The sequence below is a fragment of the Pseudarthrobacter defluvii genome (assembly GCF_030816725.1).
Classification (GTDB): Bacteria; Actinomycetota; Actinomycetes; order Actinomycetales; family Micrococcaceae; genus Arthrobacter; species Arthrobacter defluvii_A.
The window spans coordinates 1,655,239-1,678,492 of the sequence record NZ_JAUSYG010000001.1; the positions used below are offsets into that span (position 1 = coordinate 1,655,239).

A 23,254-nucleotide genomic window follows, 5' to 3' on the forward strand; every position below is an offset into this window, starting at 1 on the left:
CCACCATGCCTGAGCAGCGGGCGGGAACAGGCCTTACCGGCTTTGCCAGCATGAAGGCCGTCCCCCCTGCGCCGCCTTCAGGGGAGGAGCTGGAGGTGCTGGCCCGGATCCGGGACCTGCTCGCCGGTGCCCCTTTCGCCCTGCTGACGGGTGCTGGGCTCAGTACCGACTCCGGCATCCCCGATTACCGCGGCCCGGACTCCCCGCCCCGGTCGCCCATGACCTACCAGGAGTTTGTCCGCCACTCCGGGAACCGGCAGCGTTACTGGGCCAGGAACCATATTGGGTGGTCGCACATGCGGCACGCGGACCCCAACCAGGGCCACTACTCGGCCGCGGAACTGGAACGGCGCGGCTACCTCACGGGGCTGATCACGCAGAATGTCGACCGGCTGCACCAGGACGCGGGCAGCTCGAATGTCGTCGATCTCCACGGCAGGTATGACCAGGTGATCTGCCTCGACTGCGGACGTACCTACTCGCGGCAGCTCCTGGTTGGTGTCTTCCAGGAACTCAACCCCGGTTTCCTGGAGCGCGCTGCAGCCAGCGGACTGGTGGAAATGGCGCCGGATGCTGATGCCACGGTGGAGGACCAGGCCCTGATCGACAGTTTTGTGGTGGCCCTTTGTCCTGCCTGCGGCGGAACACTGAAGCCGGATTTCGTCTACTTCGGGGAAAACGTCCCCAAAGAACGGGTGGAACGCTCCTATGCTCTGGTGGATCAGGCAGCTGCCCTGGTGGTTGCCGGTTCTTCCCTGACCGTCATGAGCGGGCTGCGTTTTGTCAGGCACGCGGCAAAGGAGGACAAGCCAGTCGTCATCATCAACAGGGGTCCCACGCGCGGTGATGACAGGGCAACCATCAAACTGGAAGCGGGGGTCAGCCAGGCGCTGGGCTACCTTGCCGCGGAACTTCCTTCGCTGTAAGAACCGGCGCGGCCCGGATTGGCGTTTCCTGCCCGGAGTCCGGTAGAGTCTATGTTCGTTGGTTGCGGCGGAACGGCCGGAAACAACCCCTTTTGGGTCTTTAGCTCAGCTGGTAGAGCGCCACGTTTACACCGTGGATGTCATCGGTTCGATCCCGGTAGGACCCACCACGAAAACCCCGTTGCCCCGCATCCTGGCGGAGGCGGCGGGGTTTTTCCTTTTTCTCCCCACGGCGCCATTGTCGGACCCCTGCCATAGGTTGCAGCAATGGAACACGTCATAGTGCACACAGACAGCAACGGGATTCCGACGGCGGTGCTGAGCCGGGGCAGGGAATGGGCCGTGGGTGCCGAGCCGGTCAGGTGGTTTGAGCGCATCAACTGGTGGGAAACCAGCCGCCGGATGCCAAAGGGCAGCGGGGGTGTCGACGTCGAGGTCCTGCAGCTGCAGGTCAGGCTGGGAAACAGCGCCAAATCAGCCCTGGCCACCATGTACCTCCAGCGCGACGGACTGGGCGGTGGCTGGCGGCGCAGGGAATCCGCAGCAGGGGCAGCCTGAGGGCGTCGGTGGACGTGGGGCCTGGTTCCGGGCATTGGAAAACCCTCCACCGCGACTATTGGGGGATGCCGCGGGGGAGGGCCTGGGATGAATATACCGTGAACTCCCGGAAACAGAAAGTTTTCCGTGCTTCCGTGACGGCCAAACGCGATTTGGAGCCCAGCAGGTGCGGTTTACTGCCGGACGGGGATGAAGACCCGCGGTTGCTCCGTCCAGGTGTCGGCCATCTGGGACATGGTCCGCCGCATGATCCGGTCCGACGCCTCACGGGCAGACGCAGCATCACCCCTCGCGATCGCCTCCGCCACGTCCTCATGCCATTGCAGGGCGGCCTGGTGCGGGTGGTCCGGCATCAGCCCATGCACCGTGCGGCCCGTCAGCGTTTCGGCCACCTGGCCCATGAGGTTGGCGAACATCTCATTGCCCGAACCTGAGAGCAGCAGCGAATGGAACCGGATATCCAGTTCCAGGAAGCGGGCAACTTCGCCGTTGTTGCCCGCCTCCCGCAGGGCACGGGCAACATCAACGAGTTCCATCCGCAATTGCGCCGGGGCGTTCTGTGCCGCCAACTCGGCAGCCGCCGGTTCCACCGCCGCCCGCAGTTCGGCAAGGGAGCGCAGCTGGGCGCCGCGGGCGTTGCTGGCCAGGCGCCACCGGATCACCTGCGGATCGAAGGGATTCCAGCGGCTTGCTGGCAGTACCCGGATTCCAACGCGCTTGGTGGTTTCCACCAGTCCAAGCGACTGCAGGACCCGTACAGCTTCCCGGATCACCGAACGGGAGACCTTCAGCTCATCCTCCAGCTGCTCCGCCAGCATCACGTGGCCGGCCGGGAGGTCCCCCGAGATGATCCGGGTGCCCAGGTTCTCGATGGCACGGTGGTGGAGGCTGCTGGTCATGCTGCTAAGCCTAGTTGTTGGCGGCCGGCCGGCTGGCAGCAGGAAGCCCGCAACCCGGACGTGCGGGCGGGGCCAGAGTGGGCAAGTGCCGCACCGCCAGTCCTGGACCTGCAACTGCACAATGAGTTCCATGACGCGGACATTACTTTCGCGTCACGGCCAGAATATATATGCTTTATTCGGACCCCCTGATCTGCCCCGGTGACTTCCCGCCGGCGGAAAGCCGGCAGCCGGGGCGAAAAATGAATTGGAGTTATTGATGTCTGCACACATCGGTGTCACCGGCCTCGCCGTCATGGGCGCCAACCTTGCCCGCAACCTCGCCCGGAACGGGTTTACCGTTGCGCTGCACAACAGGTCGGTTGAGAAGACGGACGCGCTGCTGGAAAAGCACGGTTCGGAGGGTGACTTCATCCGGACTGAGACCCTGCAGGAACTGGTTGACTCCCTGGAGAAGCCGCGCCGCGTACTCATCATGGTCAAGGCCGGCAAGCCCGTGGACTCTGTCATCGAACAGCTGGAGCCGCTGCTGGAGCCCGGCGACATCATCATCGACGCCGGCAACTCCCACTACGAGGACACCCGCCGCCGGGAGGCAGCCCTGGCTAAGAAGGACCTGCACTTCGTGGGCGTCGGCGTGTCCGGCGGCGAGGAAGGCGCCCTGAACGGCCCGTCCATCATGCCGGGCGGTTCCAAGGAGTCCTACAAGGCCCTGGGTCCGCTGCTCGAGAAGATTTCCGCAAAGGTCGACGGCGAGCCCTGCTGCGCCTGGATCGGCACCGACGGAGCGGGGCACTTCGTCAAGATGGTCCACAACGGCATTGAATACGCCGACATGCAGGTCATCGGCGAGGCGTTCGACCTGCTGCGTTCCGGCGCTGGCATCGAGCCCGCCGAGCAGGCAAAGATCTTCTCCGAGTGGAACAAGAGCGAGCTGTCGTCCTTCCTGATTGAGATCTCCGCCGAAGTCCTGGGCCATGTTGACGCCAAGACCGGCAAGCCGTTCGTCGACGTCGTCGTTGACGCCGCCGGCCAGAAGGGTACGGGCCGCTGGACCGTCATCTCCGCCCTGGAACTTGGCTCGCCGGTATCCGGCATCGCCGAATCCGTTTTCGCCCGCGCCCTCTCCTCCCAGGCCGGGCAGCGGAAGCTGGGCCAGGAACTGCTGGCGGGCAACGAGGCCACCGTGGAAATCCCGGAGACGTTTGTCGAGGACGTCCGCCAGGCCCTGTACGCCTCCAAGCTGGTCTCCTACGCCCAGGGCCTGGACATGCTGACCTCCGCAGCCAAGGAGTACGGCTGGGACCTGAAGCTGGACGAAATTGCTTCCCTGTGGCGCGCCGGCTGCATCATCCGCGCGGAGCTGCTCAAGGACATCACCAAGGCGTACGCTGCGGACGAGAAGCCGGCCAACCTGCTGTTCGCCCCGGCGTTCACCAAGGCCATCGCCGACGCCCTCCCCGCCTGGCGCCGCGTGGTCGCCACCGCCGTCCAGCTCGGCATCCCCGTGCCGGTGTTCTCCTCATCGCTGGCCTACTACGATGGCCTGCGCCGCAAGCGCGTAGCCGCCGCCCTGATCCAGGGCCAGCGCGACCTGTTCGGCGCTCACACCTACGGACGCATCGACACCGAAGGGACGTTCCACACGCTGTGGGGCGAGGACAAGTCCGAAGTTGAAGCGGTGGACACCTACTAGCACCTGCTGCCGCAAAGCAAAAGGCGGGCAGTTCCCCGGTTTCCCGGTGGAACTGCCCGCCTTTGTCGTGGCCTGCCAGGGCATCAATTGCTTAGGGCATCAGATGCGGTATTCGATGTCATACTCGGCCGGATCCACCGCGGGCTTGGTTTCCCGCTGCGCATCGCGGTGCCGCCACTTGGCGGGAACCCCGGTGACAATTGATTCCGGCGGCGCATCCTTGACCACCACTGCGTTGGCGCCTACGGCACTGTCCCGGCCGATGGTGATGGGCCCCAGGACCTTTGCTCCGGCGCCGATGGTGACCCGGTCGCCGATGGTGGGGTGCCGCTTGATCCTGGCCAGTGAGCGGCCGCCGAGCGTCACTCCGTGGTAGATCATCACGTCCTCGCCGATCTCGGCGGTCTCGCCGATGACCACGCCCATGCCGTGGTCAATGAAGAACCGCCTGCCGATCGTGGCGCCGGGATGAATTTCAATACCGGTCCAGGAGCGTCCCAGCTGGGACAGGAGGCGCGCCGGGAAGCGGAGCGCAGGGTTCTGCCACATGCGGTGGGTCAGCCGGTGGATCCAGATGGCATGCAGGCCGGAATAGGCGAAAAAGTTCTCAAAAGAACCTCGAGCCGCCGGGTCGTGGGACCGGGCGGCGTCGAGGTCTTCCTTCAGTCTTGCGAAAAAGCCCACAAAGTTCTTTCTACAGGAAACGGGCGGACAGCGGACTGATCAGCCGCGGATGTCGTCATAGAGCACGGTGGAGATGTAACGCTCCCCGAAGTCGCAGACGACCGCCACAATCAGCTTGCCCGCGTTCTCCGGGCGCTTTGCCAGTTCCAGGGCACCCCAGACGATGGCGCCCGAGGAGATGCCACCCAGGATGCCCTCCTTGACACCCAGGTCGCGTGCCACGCGGACCGAGTCCTCCAGGGTGGCGTCCAGGACCTCGTCGTAGACGTTGGTGTCCAGCAGCTCCGGGATGAAGTTCGCGCCCAAGCCCTGGATCTTGTGCGGGCCGGGGGCGCCGCCGTTCAGGATGGCGGAGTCCTTCGGTTCCACGGCCACGATCTGCACGCCGGGCTTGCGCTCCTTCAGGACCTGGCCCACGCCGGTGATGGTTCCGCCGGTGCCGATGCCGGCAACGAAGATGTCCACGGCGCCATCGGTATCGGCCCAGACCTCCTCAGCGGTGGTCTTGCGGTGGATCTCCGGGTTGGCTTCATTGGCGAACTGCTGCGCCCAGATGGAGTTTTCGGTGTTGGCCACGATTTCCTGGGCCTTTTCGACGGCGCCGCGCATACCCTCGGATCCCGGGGTGAGGACGATCTCGGCACCGAAGGCGCGCAGCATGACGCGGCGTTCGGTGGACATGGTCTCGGGCATGGTGAGGATGACCTTGTAGCCGCGGGCGGCACCCACCATGGCAAGGGCGATGCCTGTGTTGCCGGAGGTGCCTTCGACGATGGTGCCGCCGGGCTTCAGGGCGCCGGATTTTTCCGCCGCGTCGATGATGGCAACGCCGATGCGGTCCTTGACGCTGTTGGCCGGGTTGTAGAACTCCAGCTTCACGGCAACGGTGGCGTCCAGCCCCTCGCTGAGCCGGTTCAACCGGACCAGCGGCGTCCCGCCGACCAGTTGCGTCACATCGTCATAGATCCGTGCCATGTACATACGCCTATCTCTAAGGGGTGAATACTGAGGTCAGCCTAACGAGGCCGTGTAACGGTGGCTAAGCGTTAAGCCATGCAGAGTAATATTTCCGCGCCTTGGCCAGCTTAGGGTTGATGATCACCTGGCAGTACCCCTGCTCCGGGTATTTGGCGTAGTAGTTCTGGTGGAATTCCTCCGCGACATGGAACCGCGGCAGCCGGCTGACTTCGGTGACGATGGGATGGGACCACAGCGCCTGGTTGCGGTCGATTGCTTCCTCGAACAGGATCTTCTCCTCGTCGGTTTCGTAGAACATCGAGGAACGGTACTGGGTGCCTACGTCGTATCCCTGGCGGTTCAGCGTGGTGGGGTCATGCAGGGCGAAGAACATGTCCAGGACAACCTCGGCAGGGATGACCTCCTCGTCGAAGGTCACCGCTACAACTTCCGCGTGACCGGTGGTGCCGCTGCAGACCGAATAGTAGTCAGGCTCCGGATCGTGGCCCCCGGTGTAGCCCGACACCACTGACGTGACGCCCCTGGTCTTCTGGTAGACGGCGTCGAGGCACCAAAAGCAGCCTCCGCCAAGAACAAAAGTTTTCATGACCTCTTCAATGGTTGGCGGCGCCGGATCATTCCCCGCGTCCTGGCGCAGTGCCCGGTGCAAACTGCGGCCGCGTGAAGCCGATGGGGTAAAACTAAGACTATGGAACCTGTGGACACCGACGTTACCGGCCCGGCAGATCACGACGGCGAAGCGTCCTCCGACACTCCGGCTCCGGCCGGTTCCGCGGATGCCCCCACCTTGGCTGAGCTGCTCCTTGCAGTGGAGGAGTTGTGGCCGGAGTCCCTTGCGGAAGGCTGGGACGAGGTGGGGCTTGTGGCAGGGCACCCGTCCACGCCCGTGTCCAAGGTGATGTTCGCGGTGGACCCCACCCTGGAAGTCATCGAGGAAGCCGTTGAGTGGGGAGCGGAATTGCTCATCACCCACCACCCCCTGCTGCTGAAGGCCGTCACGTCGGTGGCCGCCACGTCGGCCAAGGGCCGGGCTGTCCACCGGCTCATCGAGTCGGGAACGGCACTGCTGACCGTGCACACCAACGGGGACTCCGCCGTCGGAGGTGTTTCCGATGTCTTGGCCGACGCCCTGGGGCTCCAGGACGCGGCCCCGCTCACCACTGCAGCCAATGGCTTGCCGGAGGAAGGCATAGGGCGGGTGGGAGACCTGGCGGAGGCCATGAGCCTGGGCGATTTTGCGGCGCGTGTCTACGGCATACTTCCGTCCGTTGCCGGGGGAGTGCGCGTCTCGGGGGACAAGGACGGACTGGTGCGGCGGATCGCGGTATGCGGTGGTGCCGGGGATTCACTGTTCAATGAAGTGCGTGCCAGCAACGCCGACGTCTATGTCACCGCGGACCTTCGCCACCATCCGGCGTCGGAGGCGCGGGAGGCAGCCCTCAACGGACGGCCGTATCTTGTTGATGTCTCGCATTTTGCCAGCGAATGGCTGTGGCTGCCTGCCGCGGCAGCAGCTTTGGGCAACGTCCTGGCAGACCAGGGCCATGACGTGGAGATCCGGGTCAGCACCACCAACACCGATCCGTGGGACTTCATCCTGACCCCAGGCTGAGCAAGGCGGGGGAGACGGGCAGGCGCTAGAGTCTAGGAAGCGCCGGTTCGGTGCCCGGCTGCGGCCGGAAGGGATTTAGCGGAGGTAACAGTGGCGAAGGCAGCACCGGCGGAACAGTTGAAGTTGCTCGAACTGCAGGGGCTCGACGCCAGGCTGAAGGGCCTCGCCAACCGCCGCCGGACGCTGGAAAACGATCCCCGCATCAAGGACCTCGAAGCTGCCCTGTCCGTAGCGAACGGCGAACTCGGTGCCGCCAAGGTGGCCGTGCATGACGCCGAGGCCGAGCTGAAGAGGGCGGAGGCCGACGTCGAGCAGGTCGCCTCGCGCATCGAACGCGACGAGGCGCGGCTCAACAGCGGCACCGGCCTCTCCAAGGACTTGGTGGCGCTGCAAAAGGACATCGCATCTTTGAACAAGCGGCGCTCGGACCTTGAAGACGCGGAACTGGAAGTCATGGAGCGGCTGGAATTCCTGCGCGAGCGGCAGGCGGCCCAGCAGCAGATCGTCGATGACATCCAGGGCTCCTTTGGCACCATCCGCGCCGAGCTCGATGCTGCCCTGGCCGAGGTGGAAACCGAAGCCGAAGGGCTCCGCTCCCAGCGGGCCGATTTCGCCGCCGGGTTGGACGGGGCCATGCTGGCGGTCTACGAGAAGACCCTGGCGAAACGCGGAGTGGGCGCGGCGCGGCTCTTCCACGGCACCTCGGAAGCCTCCGGCATGAAGCTCAGCCCGGGCGACCTCGCCGAGATCAAAGCTGCCGCTGCCGACGAGATCGTCTTTTGCCCGGACTCCGGCGCCATCCTGGTCCGCTCGGACGAGTGGTCCTGAGCGCCGCGGCCGGGGGACTCAGCCCGGCAGGATGATGTTCAAGGCGTGCGGTTTGCGGGCGGTGCCCGGCACCAGTTCCGCGTCCCACTTTTCGCGCGCAGCCTTTAGGAGGTCCGACGGTGCGGCCGGGGCTTTCCCGCGGCGCACCACCAAATGCCGCGCCAGTTCGCCCCGCGTGTGCTTGGCGAAGTGGCTCACCACCTTGCGGACGCCGCCGGTCTCGGTAAAGACATTTACGGAGACTGTCTGTTCCGGCGGCGGAGCCCACGCCGCCGCGTAGGTGCTGGAGCGGCAGTCAACCAGCAGGTGCCCCTTGGCCGCCTCGCCCAACGTGTCGCTGAGCTGTGCCTTCCAAAACGGAGCCAGCCGGCCGACGTCGGGCAACGCCGTACCCATGGACAGCCGGTAGGCGGGGACGCTGTCCCCAAAGCGCAGCGCTCCCCACAGCGCCGAGATCACCAGGACGGACTCATCGGCCTTGCGGCGCTGGCCCGGCGTCAGGGTCCGGTATCCCAGGGCGTCGTACAGGACGCCGGAGTAGATGCTGTGGGCAGGGGCTGCGGGCTCGGCGCTCAGGCGCGTGTTGCGTTCGACGTCGCCACGCAGCGATGCGCCCACCCCCAGTAAGGCGAGGGCGTCCTGGTGCGCGCTGACCGTTCCCAAAGCCTCGAGGACCTTTGCCCGGTAGGGGTTGAGCTCCGGAAAGCCCAGGGCGGACCAGTCGACGGCGGGACCCCGAAGCGGGGGCGTCTTGCCTTCGGAAGGGGGAAGCAGAATCAGCACCGTCCGATCCTACCGGCGACGAACCGGCCGGCGGCGCCGGTAGACTGGACTCGGATGGGACAGCCAGACGGCCGCGCGTCACGCAAGTGGCTCGAGGAACGTCCGGGCTCCACAGGGCAGGGTGGTGGGTAACGCCCACTCGGGGTAACCCGCAGGCCAGTGCCACAGAAAACAGACCGCCTGCATTCCGGCTTTCGCAGGAAGGGCAGGTAAGGGTGAAACGGTGGTGTAAGAGACCACCAGCTTCCCGGGTGACCGGGAAGGCTAGGTAAACCCCACCCGGAGCAAGGCCAGACAGGACACGTTTGAGGGCTGCCCGCCCGAGTGTCCGGGTAGGCCGCTGGAGGGTGCCGGCAACGGTACTCGTAGATGGATGGCCGTCGCTCCCATTTCCGGTAACGGAAGGGGAGAACAGAACCCGGCGTACCGGCTGTCCCATCCGCAAACCCGTTTGACCACCGGCAACGCGTCGGGGATGCTGAACCGTGCCCGTAATTCCTGAACTCCGACCCGCACCCGCAGCGGGCATTCCCGGCCTCCGCTCCCAGGGCATGGCGCTCGCAGGTTTCCTGGCCCTCTCCGCCCTGGCCTGGGTACTCGCCTCCGTTCCGATCATCCTCAACGCCAGCGGCTGGTACGCAGCGTCGGTAAAAGCGCCGTGGATGCCGCCGTCGTGGATGTTCCGGACCACCTGGCTGGTGCTGTACGCGGGTGTGGCAGCCGCCGCGTGGCTGGTCTGGCGCAAAGGCGGCCTGACCGGAGGCACCCGTGCCGGCTACGTGGTCCAGTTGCTCAATACGGCGTGGCCGGTGACCTTCTTCGCCCTTTACCTAATGCTGGGAGTGGCGGCCCTCTGGGCTGCCTTCGCGGTTATCTGCGCCCTCACCGCAACCCTGGCGTTCCTGATCCTGCGGTTCGGGCCGGTGGACGCCGCCCCCGGCTACCTGGTGCTGCCCTACTTTTCCTGGCTCGTGTTTTCCGCCAGCCTGAACCTGTACTCGGCGATCCACAACTGAGGCGCGCAGCCGAGGCTCTGCGGGGCGCTCCGGACCGTGTGAGTGATTTCACGCAGTGCAAGCGTGTTCCCCGGACCGGGCCAATTTAGAATGGATAACGGACGCAGGAGTTCTACCGCCGAAAGTTGCGCCCGCAGCCGGCGGTTTTTCTTTGCACGCGATCCAGGTGCCTGGGGACCATCCCTGCAGGTGCCGGTGCCCCTGGACATCATCAGGTGGCCGACATCCGTGTACGAGGACGTGCACGGCTGAACCGAGGAAGGTATTTCTGTGAGCCAGACGTCTGATTCTTGTCTTGATACGTGGATGGGCCGGGAGGCCCTTGCCGAGGCCATGATCCCGGTCATCGGCAGGCTGTACCGCGAAAACAACGTGGTGACCAGCATCCACGGCCGGAGCCTGATCAACAAGTCCACCATGAACATCCTCAAGGCGCACCGCTTCGCGCGCCGGATGAGCAAGGACGAACTGCTCCTGGAGGACACGGCGCCCCTGCTGAACACGCTGGCCGGACTTGAGCTTGGCGCCGCCGCGATCGACATCGCCCGCCTGAACCAGAAGTTCAAGGAAGAAGGCAACGGCGCCACCCTGGAGGAATTCCTCCGCGAAGAGCTCGCCGAGATCGTCGGCAAGCGCGGCGGCGACGACCGCACCAGCACCGACGTCGTCCTCTACGGCTTTGGCCGCATCGGACGGCTTCTGGCACGCCTCCTCATCGAAAAGGCCGGCGGCGGCCACGGGCTGCGCCTGCGCGCCATCGTGGTCCGCCGCGGCTCCGACAACGACCTCTCCAAGCGCGCCAGCCTGCTGCGCCGCGACTCCGTCCACGGTTCCTTCGAGGGCACCATCCGGATCGACGAGGCCGCGAACACCATCACGGCCAACGGTGTCCAGATCCAGGTCATCTACTCGAACGACCCCGCCACTATCGACTACACGGCCTATGGGATCAACGACGCCCTGGTGGTGGACAACACCGGCCGCTGGCGCGAGGCTGAAGGGCTGTCCCAGCACCTGCAGAGCAAGGGCGTGGCCCGGGTCCTGCTGACAGCGCCGGGCAAGGGCGAACTGAAGAACATCGTCCACGGCATCAACCACCGTGACATCACGGATTCAGACAAGATCGTCTCCGCTGCATCCTGCACCACCAACGCCATCACCCCGGTCCTGAAGGCGATCAATGACAAGTTCGGCGTGGTCCACGGCCACGTGGAAACCGTCCACTCCTTCACCAACGACCAGAACCTGATCGACAACTTCCACAAGGGCGACCGCCGCGGGCGCTCCGCAGCACTGAACATGGTGATCACCGAAACCGGAGCCGCCAAGGCCGTGGCCAAGGCCCTGCCCGAACTCCTGGGCAAGCTCACCGGCAGCTCCATCCGCGTCCCCACCCCGGACGTGTCCCTGGCGATCCTGAACCTCACCCTCGAAAACGGCACCACCAAGGACGAGGTCAACAACTACCTGCGCGAGATGTCACTGCACTCGGACCTGCGCAAGCAGATCGATTACATCGACTCGCCCGAGGTGGTTTCCACCGACTTCGTCGGCTCACGCCGCGCCGGCATCGTGGACGGCCCGGCCACCGTGTCCACGGATAAGAACCTTGTCCTCTACGTCTGGTACGACAACGAGTTCGGCTACAGCTGCCAGGTGGTGCGCGTCATGGAGGAAATGGCAGGCGTCAACCCGCCGTCGTTCCCTGCCAAGGAAAGCGCCGCCGCGCTGGCCGCGATCGCTGTCTAACGATCCGCGCACGTCCCGCGAATTCCCGGCTGTTTCTCTGGAAACAGCCGGGAATCGGGACCACACTGGTGGCATGGACAACGAATCGACACTTCAGCACCAGACCACCCTCGAACACGCCCTGGACGTAGCCAAGGCCAACCACAAGGAAGCCGTACGGCTGCTCGAACGCGCCCGCGCCGGACAGAAGACCGGCGATGTTTCCGACGAGCGGGTGCGCCAGCTCGAGGGACTGCTGGCCATCGCCGAGGAAGATCTTCGCAGGGTCACCAGGGAGCAATAACCGGCAGTAGATCCGGCACTGGCTGCCCGGCCCTGTGACCCATCACTCGTCCCCAACAGTGTGGATATCAACGGCCGGAAGTGCCCTTTGTCCTAGGCTCATGGGGTGCCTGACTATCCCCTCCCGGCCCCCACACCGTGACTATCAGCTGGTCTGCCTACCGCCGCGCACGCCGCCGTTCCCGCCAGGCCTGGGCGCTGCTGGTCACAGCGGCTGCCGCCATCCTGGCCGCGCTCTTCTGGTTCTTCACCGCCGGCCAGTTCGCCGCGGCCGGACCCGTGCCGCAGGGACCAACGGAAGCGCCGGTCTTCGACGCCGCCTGGATGAAGCCGGTACAGGAGCCGCACGCGGTGCCGGCCGGGACCGCCGCTGCGGCGTTGGAGGGCCTTGCCATGAAGGGCCGGGCCTCCAGCACCGATTACAGCCGGGAGGCATTCGGCCAGGCCTGGCTGGACGTTGACCGGAACGGCTGCGACACCCGCAACGACATCCTTCGCAGGGACCTCGCCGGGGTGGTCTTCGCCGAAGGATCCACGTGCAAGGTAACGGCGGGCCACTTCCGCGAACCTTACACCGGCCAGGACCTGGACTTCCGCCGCGGCTCCGAGAGCAGCCGCGCGGTCCAGATCGACCATGTGGTGGCACTCGGCGACGCCTGGCAAAAGGGGGCGCAGGGGCTGGAACCAAAGGAACGCCAGAGCCTGGCCAACGATCCACTGAACCTCATTGCTGCCGACGGTGCTGCCAACCAGCAAAAAAGCGCCGGTGATGCCGCCACGTGGCTGCCGAAAAACACCGCCATCCGGTGCCATTACGTGGCGCGCCAGATTTCCGTGAAGGCCGCCTACGGGCTGTGGGTGACATCGGCCGAAAAGGATGCCATGAAACGGGTCCTCGCCTCCTGCCCGCAGCAGCAGACCATCAGGGCCCAGCAGGGCAGCGCTGCCCGCTGACAAGTCCATTACTTGAGGGGCAGGGGCCTGTAAGCGTCAGTGGCCGAACGGATCGGGATCGACGCCGGGCATCCACGTCAGGCCGGGTACGCCCCATCCGTTTTTCTTGGCCTGCTTCATGGCCTTCCGGGAATACCGGTCCATCAGCCGGTTGACGTACAGCTTGCCGTCCAGGTGGTCGTATTCATGCTGGATGACCCTGGCGAACCAGCCCGTCGCCTCGAACTTCACCGGCTTTCCGTCCCCGTCAAAGCCTTCCACCCGTGCCCATTCCGCGCGTTTCAGCGGATACTGTTCACCGGGGAAGGACAGGCAGCCCTCTTCCTCCTCGTCGGGGTCAGGAGCGGCGCCGGAGACCTTGGACAGGGTCAGGACCGGATTCACCAGGACGCCGGTTGGGGGAGCGCCGTCGTCGTTGGCGTACTTGTACACGAAGATCCGCTTGCCCACGCCGATCTGCGGGGCGGCGAGGCCCACCCCGTTCGCGGCTTCGTTGGTTTCGAACATGTCGGCAATCAGCGTGCGCAATTCGTCGTCGAAGACTTCCACCTCGCTGGCCCGCCGGTGCAGGACGGGTTCGCCCCAGACGGTGATCGGCAGAACGGTCATATCATCAGTCCTTCGGCTTTGCGGTGTCCCCGGCTGCAATGCATGTACCCCCGGTGGGGCAAAACAAAGGAGGCCGCACCGGATATCCGGTGCGGCCTCCTTTATTGACGGCTGCATGTGCCGCCCCGTGAGGGTGAGCGACGGGGGTTGAACCCGCGACCTCCTGGACCACAACCAGGCGCTCTGCCAACTGAGCTACGCCCACCATGTGCCTCAAGGGATGTCCGCTGTAGCGGCTCCCTGGAAACGCAACTCAAATAGCTTACCTGCTCAGAAGGGGTGCTTTGTCCACTTTCCGCGATTTGAAGCAAAAATTCATGCAAACGTGGCGCAGATTACTCCCCGGGCTGCCCGGGGTCACCGCCATCGGCAATTCCGCGGGCGATTTTCTGGGCTGTGGCGCTGTCCGGTCCGGGTGCGGGCACGAAAACCGCCTCACGGTAGTAGCGCAGCTCGTCGATGGAATCCTTGATGTCCCCCAGCGCGCGGTGGCCACCCTTTTTCGCCGGCGACTGAAAGTAGGCCCTGGCGTACCAGCGGCGCGACAACTCCTTGATGGTGCTGACGTCGATGACGCGGTAGTGCAGGTGCTCCACCACGGCTGGCATGTCCCGTGACAGGAACACCCGGTCCGTTCCCACCGAGTTGCCCCCCAGCGGTGCTTTGCGCGGATCCGGGACCCAGGCGGAGATGTAGTCCATCACCGCGGCCTCTGCTTCTGCCATGGTCCGGCCGTGCGGAAGTTCGGCCAGCAGCCCGGACTTGGTGTGCATGTCCCGGACAAAATCGGACATCTGGGCCACGGCGGCGTCGTCCGGTTTGATCACCACATCCACACCGTCACCCAGGATGTTCAGCTCCGAATCGGTGACCAGGGCTGCCACCTCGATGAGGGCGTCGTTCTTGATGTCAAGACCGGTCATTTCACAGTCGATCCAGACGATTCGTTCGTTAGATATAGGCACCGGACCAGACTACCGTTACACCTCCGGGCACCCGGCCGATGCTAGGATTTCGGATACGCGGCGGGTCGCCCTTCCGCCCTGAATTGTGTCCCGGCCAGGCCCGCGAGGCCCGCCGGGGGAACCGAGGAAACGCAAGAAGATTGGACAATCCTGAGATGACGGCGCCTGTGCCCGCAACGGGGGAGGTGGCGGCGGCGGGCACTGCCGGAATGGGCAGTGCCGAGGTGGACAATCCACGCTCACCCCTGCTTGCCGGTTTCGTGGGCTCCCTGTTCATGATGGCCGGATCCATCGGCGTGGGCTGGCTGGCCCCTGTCTCGGAGCTGCGCCGCGTGCCCCTCTTTATCTGGATGCGCACCGAGGCCCCGGGCGTGGCGCTGTCCATCATCCTGGTGGCCGTGGGTGGCATGCTTCTGGTGCGCGCGTGGCTGCGGCTCGGCCAGAAAGTCCGTGTGTGGGGTGAACAGGCGCGGAGGGCAACCCTGGCCGCCTTGGTGGCCTGGGGACTGCCCATGGTCTTCAGCGTGCCGCTGTTCAGCCGGGACGTGTACGCCTACATCGGGCAGGGGCGCCTGATGGTGGAGGGATTCAACCCCTACGAAAACGGCATTTCCGCCCTCTCAAACTATTTCCAGCTCGGCGCCGACAAGATGTGGACCGAGGCGCCGGTTCCCTACGGGCAGCTCTTCCTGTGGATCGAGCAGTTCGTCGTCTGGGCCACGAACGTCCAGCCCGAAGCCTGCGTCATGCTCTTCCGGCTGGTGGCGCTGTCCGGTGTGGTCCTGTGTGTCATCTACATCCCCCGGCTCGCCGACCTGCACGGCGTCAACCCGCACCGGGCCCTCTGGCTCACGGTGGCAAACCCGCTCTTCCTGACCAACTTCATCGCCAGCGTCCATAACGATGCCCTGATGATCGGGTTGGCGCTGGCGGGGCTGTATTACTCCGCGACCCGGCGGCAGGTCCGCGGGATCGTGCTGGTGACTCTCTCCATCGCGGTGAAGCCCATCACCCTCATCTTCCTGCCGTTCATCGGCCTGCTGTGGGCGGGCCAGCACGCGGGGTGGCTGCGGAAAATGGGCTTCTGGGCGCTCACGGCCGGCCTGAGCCTGGCGCTCCTGACCGCGATGAGCATGGTCAACGGTTTCGGGTTCGGCTGGATCAGCGGCCTTTCAGCGCCGGGCAGCATTTCCATCTGGTACGCCCCCGTCGGTTTGCTTGGCATGGTGGTTGGCTCCCTGGCCAACGCCTTGGGCTTCGACGGGTCGGTGCCCGCCGGCTGGGTGTTCGACGCCGGGAAGCTGCTAGCCGTGGGCATCGTCGCCTGGCAGATCCTCAAGGGGGACTATGACCGGCTGATGCGCCGGCTTACGCTCGCCCTGGCCGCAGTGGTGCTGCTGGCCCCCATCATCCAGTCCTGGTACGTGGTCTGGCTGATTCCGCTTTTCGCCGTGACCGGCATCCGCAACGACTGGCAGGTCAAGGCGCTGTACTTTGTGGTGTCGTTCTTCATGATCTACGCCATTTCAGACCAGCTGGACGTCTTCCCCTACCTCCAGACCCAGGACCTGGGCTTCGCGCTGGCCCTGGCCCGGGTCGCTGCGGCACTGACGGCCCTCCTGTTTGCCCTGTACCTGATCTTCTGGGATCCCGGCACCCGCCGGCTGTTCCGCAAGACCCACGAGCCCGTCGTCGAACGCCCGGTGCTCTAGCGGCCGCCAGCGTCGCGGCCGGCGGTGAGCCGGCGCAGGGCTTCCTTCCTGGACAGCGGGCTCATGTCCTCCCGGTGCCTGGCGACGAACGCCTCCACCCACTCCGGCGCCGTCTTGGCGTATTCGCGCAGCGCCCAGCCGATCGCCTTCCGGATGAAGAATTCCCGGTCTGGAAGGCTCGGCTCGATGACGGCGGCGAGCAGCTGGGTGTCGGTGGCCTCCTTGGCCCGAAGCTGCGAGGTGATGGCGGCCCTGCGGATCCAGAAGTCCGGATCGCTGCTCCACTGCCTGAGGACCCGGGACATCTCGTCGGGATGCGCCAGCAGCAGACCGCAGATCCGGCCGGACACGCCGTCGGCGAAATCCCACCAGGCACCGGTCCGGATGATTTCCTCGTAGACCGGCAGCATGTCCAGGTCCGCGGCCACCGTCCGGTGGGCCGTCAGGTCAATGGCCGCATAGCGTTCCTCCCGGCAGGTGGAACTGCGCCACAGCTCCAGCACCGTGGCGCGCAGCCGCCCGGCAGACACCGGCGGAAACTCCCGGGCGGCCCGGGCTGCTATCCGCCGGACGTCCGGAACCCGCACACCCAGCGAGGGGAGCGAGGATTTCATGTAGGCCTGGGCGCCGGCAGCCCGCGCCGGGTCGGCGAGTTCCCGCAGGGAACCACGGACGGCGGCAATGAGGTCAGGGTCTGCCGTGGTTTCCATGGCGGCCACTTTAGCCAGTATCAGCGCGGCGCGTGGGGTACGCTGGTGAGCGCTAACACATTCTGAAGCAGAGGGAACCCATGCCCGGAACCGAAATCCACCTCGCCCACGGACCCTACTCCGCCGTCGTTACCGTCCGCGGGGGAGCGCTGCGCGAACTGCGCCATGGCGAACGGAACCTCGTGGTGGGCTTCGGCCCGGATGGAGCGGTTCCGGACTACCGCGGCGTCATCTGCGCGCCCTGGCCAAACCGGCTGGCGGACGGTACCTACACCTACGGCGGAAAGTCCTATGCCGCCGCCATCAATGAACCGGAACGCGGCTCCGCCCTCCACGGCCTTGCAATCCACGGGACGTGGGAGGTCCAGGAGGCGGTTCCGGAGCGGGCGGTCCTCCGCTGCCGCATACCCTCGGGCCCCGCCTACCCCGGTGACCTTGACCTTGCCGTCACATACTCCCTGTCGGAGGACGGTCTCCAGGGCACCGTGAACGCGGTCAACACGGGCTCCGTTGCCGCACCGTACGGGGTATGCCCCCATCCCTACCTCGTAGCGGGTCCGTCCCCGCTGGATGACTGGTCCCTGGAACTTCCTGCCGCCGCCTACCTCGAGGTGACGCCGGACCGGCTGCTGCCCGTCGGGATGCGGAAGGTGGACGGGGACGACTTCGACTTCCGTTCCCCCCGGCGGCTGGGGCCGGTCAAGATCGACCACGCCTTTACCGACATTTCCCGGGACAGCGCCGGCCTGGGCCGGGTTCGCGTGCATGATCCGTCCGGCACGGGAGTGGAACTGGAATGGGGGCCGGAGTGGCCCTGGGTGCAGGTGCACACCGGGGACAAGCCCGTTGGCCCTGACCGGCTGGGCCTGGCTGTGGAACCCATGACCTGCCCGCCGGATGCCCTGCATTCGGGAACGGACCTGGTGCACCTGCAGCCGGGCCAGTCGCACGCTGCGAGCTGGACCATCCGCGCTCTGGCCTAGTTGGAGGTGGCCGCGGCGGCTCCGGCGCGGGTCTCCGTCCACCCGGCACGCTCCAGCCAGGCCGCGCACAATGCGCTCCACTGCTCCGGACCGGTTTCACCGGCGGCAAGTCCCAGTCCGTGCCGTCCCTGCGGGAAGACATGGAGTTCGGCTGAAACGCCGGCGGCAAACAGCGCGCCGGCGTAGTTCAGGCTGTTGCTCACCGGTACGGCGTCGTCGTCGGCGGTGTGCCAGAGGAACGCCGGCGGCGTCCCGGGCGTGACGTTCCGTTCCGCCGACAGGGCCGCCAGGAGGTCCGACGGCGGTGCGTCGCCAAGGAGGTTCGCCACGGATCCCTGGTGCGTTTCGTGCGTCAGTGACACCACGGGGTAACACAGCACCGAAAGGTCGGGGACCGCCGCGGGAAGGTCCAGTTCCGGGTTTCCCGTGGCCGCTGCGGTGCTCAGGGTTGCGGCCAGGTGCCCGCCGGCCGAGAATCCCAGGACGCCGACCCGTTCGGGGTCCACGGCGAGCCCGTGCCGGCCGCTCCGGATGTGGAGCATGGCTCCCTTGGCATCTTCCAGGGGTGCCGGGTGCCGGTCCGGGGCTACCCGATAGCGGAGGACGAAGGCATGGATGCCGAGGGAAGCGAGCCATTCGGCCACGGGTTCGGCTTCATGGTCGGCCTGGCGGGCATACCCCCCGCCCGGCAGGACCAGGATTGCCGGCCGGGCTTCGGCGGCTCCGCCGGCTTCGTGGCGGGCGGGAACTGCGGTAAGTCCTGGCGGCGTCATCAGGCTGCCGCTTCCGTGCTGCGCCGCAGCGTGACCTCGCCGCTGATGCCACCGGGGAGGGCGTCTTCCGCCTCCCCGCTGTTCTGCTGGGGGCCTGTAGCGCGGGTGGCCAGGCGTCCGATGTCTTCCAGCGGCAGGCGGACGGTGGAAAGGGCGGGCCGGAAGTCCCGCAGGGTTTCGATGTCGTCGAAGCCGGCGATCGCGGCGTCGCGGGGGATGCGAAGCCCCTCCGCCCGGAGGGCTGCTGCTGCCCCGATGGCCATCACGTCATTGACGGCGAAAATACAGAGTTTCGGTGCCGCGCTCCCTCCGGACTGGGCCGCCTTGATCCGTCCGGCCAGTTGGAGCCCGGCTTCAAATCCGCCGGACCGGTTGAATCCGGTCCGCATGACGTCAGCCTCCGGCCGCCCGGCCCGCTGAAGTCCCTCCTGGAAGCCGCGCACCCGGTCATCGGAGGTCAGGAGTCCCTCCGGTCCGCCCACGATAACGAAGTCGCCGTCCCACTCTGCCGCAAGTTCCGTGGCCAGCTGGCCGGCGAGCTCCTGGTTGGGGACTTTCACCACGTGGTAGCCCTCCTCGGCCGAGGCGCCGACCACGGGATGTCCCACCACAGCCACCCTGCCGCCGTTCCGGCAGTACCGGTCAAGTTCCGCGGCCAGTTCGGCGTTGCCGTCCTGGTCTTCGGTCCGGCAGGAGCGGGATCCGGCAATCACGATCGAGTCTGCCCGGCGCGCGGCGAAGGCCGCCACCGCTTCCTTTTCCTCCGCCGGCCCGCCTCCCGTGGTGGCCAGCAGCACCATCTTGCGCTGTTCCCGGGCGGCTTCCTGAACGCCCCGCGCGATGGCGGCAAAGTAAGGGTCCGCGATGTCATGGACGATCAGGCCGATCAGTCCGGAGCTGGATTTCGCCAACCCCTGGGCCTGGGCATTCGGGATGTAGCCAAGTGAGTCCGCGGCCTGCCGAACGCGCTCGGCAATGTCCTTGCCGGGCTTGCGGGCCGAGCCGTTCAGTACGCGTGAGGCTGTGGCGGGGGAGACGCCGGCAAGGCGCGCCACCTCGGTAAGGGTACTTGCAGCCACTGCATCTCCTGGTGATTGGTAGGGGCTCAAAAGCTAAGGACATTATGGCAGTCCAAACTACTTCCGGAAAGCGCTTGCCAACTGGAACCGCGCCGTGCATGATTGAAGCAGCGGGAACGCGCTTTCCCGAACAGCTTCAGTACACTGCTCACTCACCGTGGAGGACACATGGGCTTCGAAACGAAAACGATCCGCATCGCCATGAACGGCATCACCGGCCGGATGGGGTACCGCCAGCACCTGCTGCGTTCCATCCTGCCCATCCGCGACGCTGGGGGCTTCACCCTCGAAGACGGCACGCGTGTGCAGGTGGAACCCATCCTGGTGGGCCGCAACGAGGCCAAGATCCGCGAGCTGGCGGAAAAGCACAAGGTCTCTGAATGGACCACCGACCTCGATGCCGTCATCGAAGACCCCACTGTCGACGTCGTTTTTGACGCCTCCATGACCAGCTTGCGCGCCGCCACCCTCAAGAAGGCCATGCTGGCCGGCAAGCACATCTTTACCGAGAAGCCCACGGCGGAAACGCTGGACGAGGCCATCGAGCTGGCCCGGATCGGCAAGGAGGCCGGCGTTACCGCGGGCGTCGTCCATGACAAGCTTTACCTCCCCGGCCTGGTCAAGCTCCGCCGCCTGGTGGACGAAGGCTTCTTCGGCCGCATCCTCTCCATCCGCGGTGAATTCGGCTACTGGGTCTTCGAAGGCGACATCCAGGCGGCCCAGCGCCCGTCCTGGAACTACCGCAAGGAAGACGGCGGCGGAATGACCACCGATATGTTCTGCCACTGGAACTATGTCCTCGAAGGCATCATCGGGAAGGTCAAGAGCGTCAACGCCAAGACGGCCACCCACATCCCGGCACGCTGGGACGAAGCAGGCAAGGAATACAAGGCCACGGCGGATGACGCCTCCTACGGCATCTTCGAGCTCGAGACCCCGGGCGGCGACGAAGTCATCGGCCAGATCAACTCCTCCTGGGCCGTGCGCGTCTACCGCGACGAGCTGGTGGAATTCCAGGTGGACGGCACGCACGGCTCCGCCGTCGCCGGGCTGAACAAGTGCGTCGCCCAGCAGCGCGCCCACACCCCCAAGCCCGTATGGAACCCGGACCTGCCCGTCACCGAGTCCTTCCGCGACCAGTGGCAGGAAGTTCCCGCCAACGCCGAGCTGGACAACGGCTTCAAGCTTCAGTGGGAAGAGTTCCTCCGCGACGTAGTGGCCGGCCGCGAACACCGCTTCGGGCTGTTGTCCGCCGCACGCGGTGTGCAGCTGGCCGAACTCGGCCTGCGCTCAAACGACGAACGCCGCACCCTCGACATCCCGGAGATCACCCTCTAATGACTTCCCTCATCCTTCCCTCCGAAGACGGCGGCACCAGGGAGTACCGACTGCAGGGCGGCACCGCCTGGGCCAGGCCCACCGCCCCTTTGACGGCGCGGCGTGCCTACGCGGCGGCGCACGTCATTCCCGAAGTCCTCGCCGACAACACACCCGGCGCCCCCGCCCGGCTCGACTGGGACGCCACCATGGCATACCGGCACGAACTGTGGTCATACGGCCTGGGCGTCGCCGATGCCATGGACACCGCCCAGCGCGGCATGGGCCTGGACTGGGCAGCCACCCAGCAGCTCATCAAGCGCACCGGCGTGGAAGCCGCCTCGGTGGTGGCAGCCAACAACCCTGCCACCGCGGGCAAGTCCGTCCGCGACCTCGTGTCCTGCGGCGCCGGCACCGACCAGCTGGACATCGATTCCCTGCCCGCCGGCGAAGCCGGACTGAAGGCCGTCCTCGAGGCGTACCGCGAGCAGATCGCGGTCATCACGGAGGCCGGGCCCAAGGTCATCATCATGGCCTCCCGCGCCCTGGCCAAGGCCGCCACCGGGCCGGAGGACTACCTGAAGGTCTACTCCACCCTGCTGCAGGAAGTGGACCAGCCGGTCATCCTGCACTGGCTGGGCACCATGTTCGATCCCGCCCTTGCCGGCTACTGGGGCTCTGACGACGTCGCTACCGCCACCCAGACCTTCCTCGGCCTGATCAGGGACAACGCGGCCAAGGTGGACGGCGTCAAGGTCTCCCTCCTGGATGCCAGCCACGAAGTGGCCCTGCGCGCAGCCCTGCCCGAAGGTGTCCGCCTCTACACCGGCGACGACTTCAACTACCCGGAACTGATCGACGGCGACGGCACCCACCACTCGGACGCCCTGCTGGGCATCTTCGCGGCCATCTACCCGGCCGCGTCTGTGGCACTGCAGCACTACGAGGCCGGAAACACCGCCAAAGCCCGCGAAATCCTGGACTCCACCCGCGAACTGGGCAAACACATTTTCAGTGCCCCCACGTTCTACTACAAAACCGGAATCGCGTTCATGTCCTGGCTCAACGGCAAGCAGCCGGGCTTCCAGATGGTGGGCGGGCTGCACTCGGGACGCTCGGTATGCCACCTGTCCAGGACGTTCGAGTTGGCGGACCAGGCCGGCCTCCTCAGGGACCCTGCCCTCGCAGCGTTCCGGATGTCCGATTACCTGCGGATCAACGGGGTGGGGGCATGAGCGACTACTCCCGCCTTTCGATCAACAGCGCCACCACCAAGAAGTGGACACTCGCGCAGGTCGTTGAGGGGTGCGTCAATGCCGGAATTCCTGCCATCGGCCCCTGGCGGGACCGGGTGGAGGAAGCAGGCCTGGACAAGGCCGCACGCCTGATCAAGGACGCAGGGCTCCGTGTCTCCTCCCTGTGCCGGGGCGGTTTCCTGACCGCCGCGGACGCCGAGGGCCAGGCAGCCGCGCTTGCCGACAACCGTGCCGCCATCCTCGAGGCCGTGGCCCTGGACACCAGGGAGCTGTTCCTGGTGGTCGGCGGCCTGGCGCCGGGGGAGAAGGATGTTGTGGCAGCGCGCCAGCGCGTGGCTGACCGGCTGGCAGACCTGGTCCCGTTCGCCCAGGAGCACGGCATCCGTCTGGTCCTGGAACCACTGCATCCGATGTACGCAGCGGACCGTGCCCTGATCTCCACGCTGGGGCAGGCCCTGGACCTCGCGGCGCCCTTCGACGCCTCCATCGTGGGGGTCGCCGTCGACACTTTCCATGTCTGGTGGGACCCGGAGTTGAAGGCCCAGATTGAACGTGCCGGACGGGAAAACCGGATCGCGTCCTACCAGGTGTGCGACTTCAACATGCCTATCGCCGCCGATCCGCTGCTCTCCCGCGGGTACATGGGCGACGGCGTGGTGGACTTTGCGACGATCGGCACCTGGGTGCGCGACGCCGGGTACACCGGCGACATCGAGGTGGAGATTTTCAATCAGGAGATTTGGGACATGGACGGCAACACCGTCCTGGCCACGGTCAAGGAGCGGTACGCGGAGCTTGTCCTGCCGTACGCCTGACCTGATGCAAGACCGCGGGCTCCTGCTACGTCACGGCAGGAGCCCGCGCTTCACGTGAAAGGACCCGGAC

The 23,254-nt window shown here is 66.1% G+C and carries 24 protein-coding genes, 2 tRNA genes and 1 other RNA gene; 16 read left to right on the forward strand and 11 right to left on the reverse strand.

Features of this window, described 5'->3' with window-relative positions; all coding sequences use genetic code 11:
* Window positions 1-5: 5 nt before the first annotated feature.
* The 3 genes from QF031_RS07705 (at window position 6) to QF031_RS07715 (ending at window position 1,484) form a co-directional block, all read left to right on the forward strand.
* Window positions 6-926, forward strand: a complete 921-nt coding sequence (locus QF031_RS07705) for an NAD-dependent protein deacetylase (protein WP_307426194.1) — start codon at window positions 6-8, stop codon at window positions 924-926.
* Between the two features lie 94 nt (window positions 927-1,020).
* A tRNA-Val gene (locus tag QF031_RS07710) sits at window positions 1,021-1,096 on the forward strand.
* A gap of 97 nt (window positions 1,097-1,193) precedes the next feature.
* Complete coding sequence (locus QF031_RS07715; RefSeq protein WP_307426196.1) at window positions 1,194-1,484, forward strand: hypothetical protein; 291 nt, start codon at window positions 1,194-1,196, stop codon at window positions 1,482-1,484.
* 173 nt (window positions 1,485-1,657) lie between these two features.
* On the opposite strand, the gene QF031_RS07720 is transcribed toward QF031_RS07715, so the two are convergent.
* Entirely contained in the window at window positions 1,658-2,383 is a 726-nt protein-coding gene (locus QF031_RS07720) for a FadR/GntR family transcriptional regulator (RefSeq protein WP_307426198.1), read from the reverse strand.
* A 259-nt stretch (window positions 2,384-2,642) separates the two neighbouring features.
* On the opposite strand from QF031_RS07720, the gene gndA reads away from it, so the two are divergent.
* Window positions 2,643-4,079, forward strand: coding sequence for an NADP-dependent phosphogluconate dehydrogenase (gndA, locus tag QF031_RS07725; RefSeq protein ID WP_307426200.1), 1,437 nt, complete (start codon window positions 2,643-2,645; stop codon window positions 4,077-4,079).
* 99 nt (window positions 4,080-4,178) lie between these two features.
* Here the strand turns inward: gndA and epsC are convergent, their stop codons facing one another.
* The 3 genes from epsC to msrA form a co-directional block, all read right to left on the reverse strand.
* Window positions 4,179-4,763, reverse strand: a complete 585-nt coding sequence (epsC, locus tag QF031_RS07730) for a serine O-acetyltransferase EpsC (protein ID WP_188572525.1) — start codon at window positions 4,761-4,763, stop codon at window positions 4,179-4,181.
* A gap of 39 nt (window positions 4,764-4,802) precedes the next feature.
* The gene (gene cysK / locus QF031_RS07735; protein WP_307426204.1) at window positions 4,803-5,738 is read right to left on the reverse strand and encodes a cysteine synthase A; all 936 of its coding nucleotides are present in this window, start codon (window positions 5,736-5,738) and stop codon (window positions 4,803-4,805) included.
* Window positions 5,739-5,802: 64 nt separating this feature from the next.
* Window positions 5,803-6,327 carry a peptide-methionine (S)-S-oxide reductase MsrA gene (msrA, locus tag QF031_RS07740; RefSeq protein ID WP_307426207.1) on the reverse strand — a complete coding sequence of 175 codons (525 nt, stop codon included), beginning with the start codon at window positions 6,325-6,327 and terminating at the stop codon, window positions 5,803-5,805.
* Window positions 6,328-6,429: 102 nt separating this feature from the next.
* Between msrA and QF031_RS07745 the strand changes: the two genes are divergently transcribed.
* Entirely contained in the window at window positions 6,430-7,353 is a 924-nt protein-coding gene (locus QF031_RS07745) for a Nif3-like dinuclear metal center hexameric protein (RefSeq protein WP_307426210.1), read from the forward strand.
* A 90-nt stretch (window positions 7,354-7,443) separates the two neighbouring features.
* The gene (locus QF031_RS07750) at window positions 7,444-8,181 is read left to right on the forward strand and encodes a zinc ribbon domain-containing protein (protein WP_307426213.1); all 738 of its coding nucleotides are present in this window, start codon (window positions 7,444-7,446) and stop codon (window positions 8,179-8,181) included.
* An 18-nt stretch (window positions 8,182-8,199) separates the two neighbouring features.
* Here QF031_RS07750 and QF031_RS07755 read toward each other — a convergent pair whose 3' ends face one another.
* On the reverse strand, window positions 8,200-8,964 hold the full coding sequence (locus QF031_RS07755; protein ID WP_307426216.1) for a YaaA family protein: 765 nt from the start codon (window positions 8,962-8,964) through the stop codon (window positions 8,200-8,202).
* Between the two features lie 55 nt (window positions 8,965-9,019).
* On the opposite strand from QF031_RS07755, the gene rnpB reads away from it, so the two are divergent.
* The 5 genes from rnpB to QF031_RS07780 all read left to right on the forward strand — a co-directional run bounded on the left by rnpB (window position 9,020) and on the right by QF031_RS07780 (window position 12,965).
* An RNA gene (gene rnpB, locus QF031_RS07760) (RNase P RNA component class A) lies at window positions 9,020-9,406 on the forward strand.
* 43 nt (window positions 9,407-9,449) lie between these two features.
* Window positions 9,450-9,980 (forward strand): TspO/MBR family protein, encoded by a 531-nt coding sequence (locus QF031_RS07765; RefSeq protein WP_307426219.1) that lies wholly within the window; start codon window positions 9,450-9,452, stop codon window positions 9,978-9,980.
* Between the two features lie 270 nt (window positions 9,981-10,250).
* Window positions 10,251-11,729, forward strand: coding sequence for a glyceraldehyde-3-phosphate dehydrogenase (locus QF031_RS07770; RefSeq protein ID WP_307426222.1), 1,479 nt, complete (start codon window positions 10,251-10,253; stop codon window positions 11,727-11,729).
* A gap of 73 nt (window positions 11,730-11,802) precedes the next feature.
* Complete coding sequence (locus QF031_RS07775; protein WP_307426224.1) at window positions 11,803-12,012, forward strand: hypothetical protein; 210 nt, start codon at window positions 11,803-11,805, stop codon at window positions 12,010-12,012.
* Window positions 12,013-12,149: 137 nt separating this feature from the next.
* The gene (locus QF031_RS07780) at window positions 12,150-12,965 is read left to right on the forward strand and encodes an HNH endonuclease family protein (RefSeq protein ID WP_307426226.1); all 816 of its coding nucleotides are present in this window, start codon (window positions 12,150-12,152) and stop codon (window positions 12,963-12,965) included.
* A gap of 36 nt (window positions 12,966-13,001) precedes the next feature.
* Here QF031_RS07780 and def read toward each other — a convergent pair whose 3' ends face one another.
* From def to orn, 3 genes are all read right to left on the reverse strand, one after another.
* Window positions 13,002-13,574 (reverse strand): peptide deformylase, encoded by a 573-nt coding sequence (gene def / locus QF031_RS07785; RefSeq protein WP_307426228.1) that lies wholly within the window; start codon window positions 13,572-13,574, stop codon window positions 13,002-13,004.
* 132 nt (window positions 13,575-13,706) lie between these two features.
* A tRNA-His gene (locus QF031_RS07790) sits at window positions 13,707-13,779 on the reverse strand.
* Between the two features lie 130 nt (window positions 13,780-13,909).
* A complete protein-coding gene (gene orn / locus QF031_RS07795) occupies window positions 13,910-14,539 on the reverse strand; it encodes an oligoribonuclease (protein WP_307426230.1) in 630 nt (209 codons plus the stop codon).
* Window positions 14,540-14,694: 155 nt separating this feature from the next.
* On the opposite strand from orn, the gene mptB reads away from it, so the two are divergent.
* Complete coding sequence (gene mptB, locus QF031_RS07800) at window positions 14,695-16,251, forward strand: polyprenol phosphomannose-dependent alpha 1,6 mannosyltransferase MptB (RefSeq protein ID WP_307426232.1); 1,557 nt, start codon at window positions 14,695-14,697, stop codon at window positions 16,249-16,251.
* Here the strand turns inward: mptB and QF031_RS07805 are convergent.
* The gene (locus tag QF031_RS07805) at window positions 16,248-16,961 is read right to left on the reverse strand and encodes a DNA alkylation repair protein (protein ID WP_307426235.1); all 714 of its coding nucleotides are present in this window, start codon (window positions 16,959-16,961) and stop codon (window positions 16,248-16,250) included. The two genes, mptB and QF031_RS07805, sit on opposite strands and share 4 nt — an antisense overlap.
* Window positions 16,962-17,041: 80 nt before the next feature.
* On the opposite strand from QF031_RS07805, the gene QF031_RS07810 reads away from it, so the two are divergent.
* Entirely contained in the window at window positions 17,042-17,944 is a 903-nt protein-coding gene (locus QF031_RS07810; RefSeq protein WP_307426239.1) for an aldose 1-epimerase family protein, read from the forward strand.
* Here the strand turns inward: QF031_RS07810 and QF031_RS07815 are convergent.
* The gene (locus QF031_RS07815) at window positions 17,941-18,717 is read right to left on the reverse strand and encodes an alpha/beta hydrolase (protein ID WP_307426242.1); all 777 of its coding nucleotides are present in this window, start codon (window positions 18,715-18,717) and stop codon (window positions 17,941-17,943) included. The genes QF031_RS07810 and QF031_RS07815 overlap by 4 nt on opposite strands.
* The gene (locus QF031_RS07820) at window positions 18,717-19,796 is read right to left on the reverse strand and encodes a LacI family DNA-binding transcriptional regulator (protein ID WP_307426245.1); all 1,080 of its coding nucleotides are present in this window, start codon (window positions 19,794-19,796) and stop codon (window positions 18,717-18,719) included. The genes QF031_RS07815 and QF031_RS07820 overlap by 1 nt, the downstream gene beginning before the upstream one ends.
* 168 nt (window positions 19,797-19,964) lie before the next feature.
* Here QF031_RS07820 and QF031_RS07825 point away from each other — a divergent pair, with 168 nt between their 5' ends.
* The 3 genes from QF031_RS07825 to QF031_RS07835 are packed head-to-tail and all read left to right on the forward strand — an operon-like array spanning window position 19,965 to window position 23,184.
* Window positions 19,965-21,134 carry a Gfo/Idh/MocA family protein gene (locus tag QF031_RS07825; RefSeq protein WP_307426247.1) on the forward strand — a complete coding sequence of 390 codons (1,170 nt, stop codon included), beginning with the start codon at window positions 19,965-19,967 and terminating at the stop codon, window positions 21,132-21,134.
* Window positions 21,134-22,348, forward strand: coding sequence for a dihydrodipicolinate synthase family protein (locus tag QF031_RS07830; RefSeq protein WP_307426251.1), 1,215 nt, complete (start codon window positions 21,134-21,136; stop codon window positions 22,346-22,348). Before QF031_RS07825 ends, QF031_RS07830 begins: the two co-directional genes overlap by 1 nt.
* Window positions 22,345-23,184, forward strand: a complete 840-nt coding sequence (locus QF031_RS07835) for a sugar phosphate isomerase/epimerase family protein (protein ID WP_307426254.1) — start codon at window positions 22,345-22,347, stop codon at window positions 23,182-23,184. The genes QF031_RS07830 and QF031_RS07835 overlap by 4 nt, the downstream gene beginning before the upstream one ends.
* The last annotated feature ends 70 nt before the right edge of the window (window positions 23,185-23,254 follow it).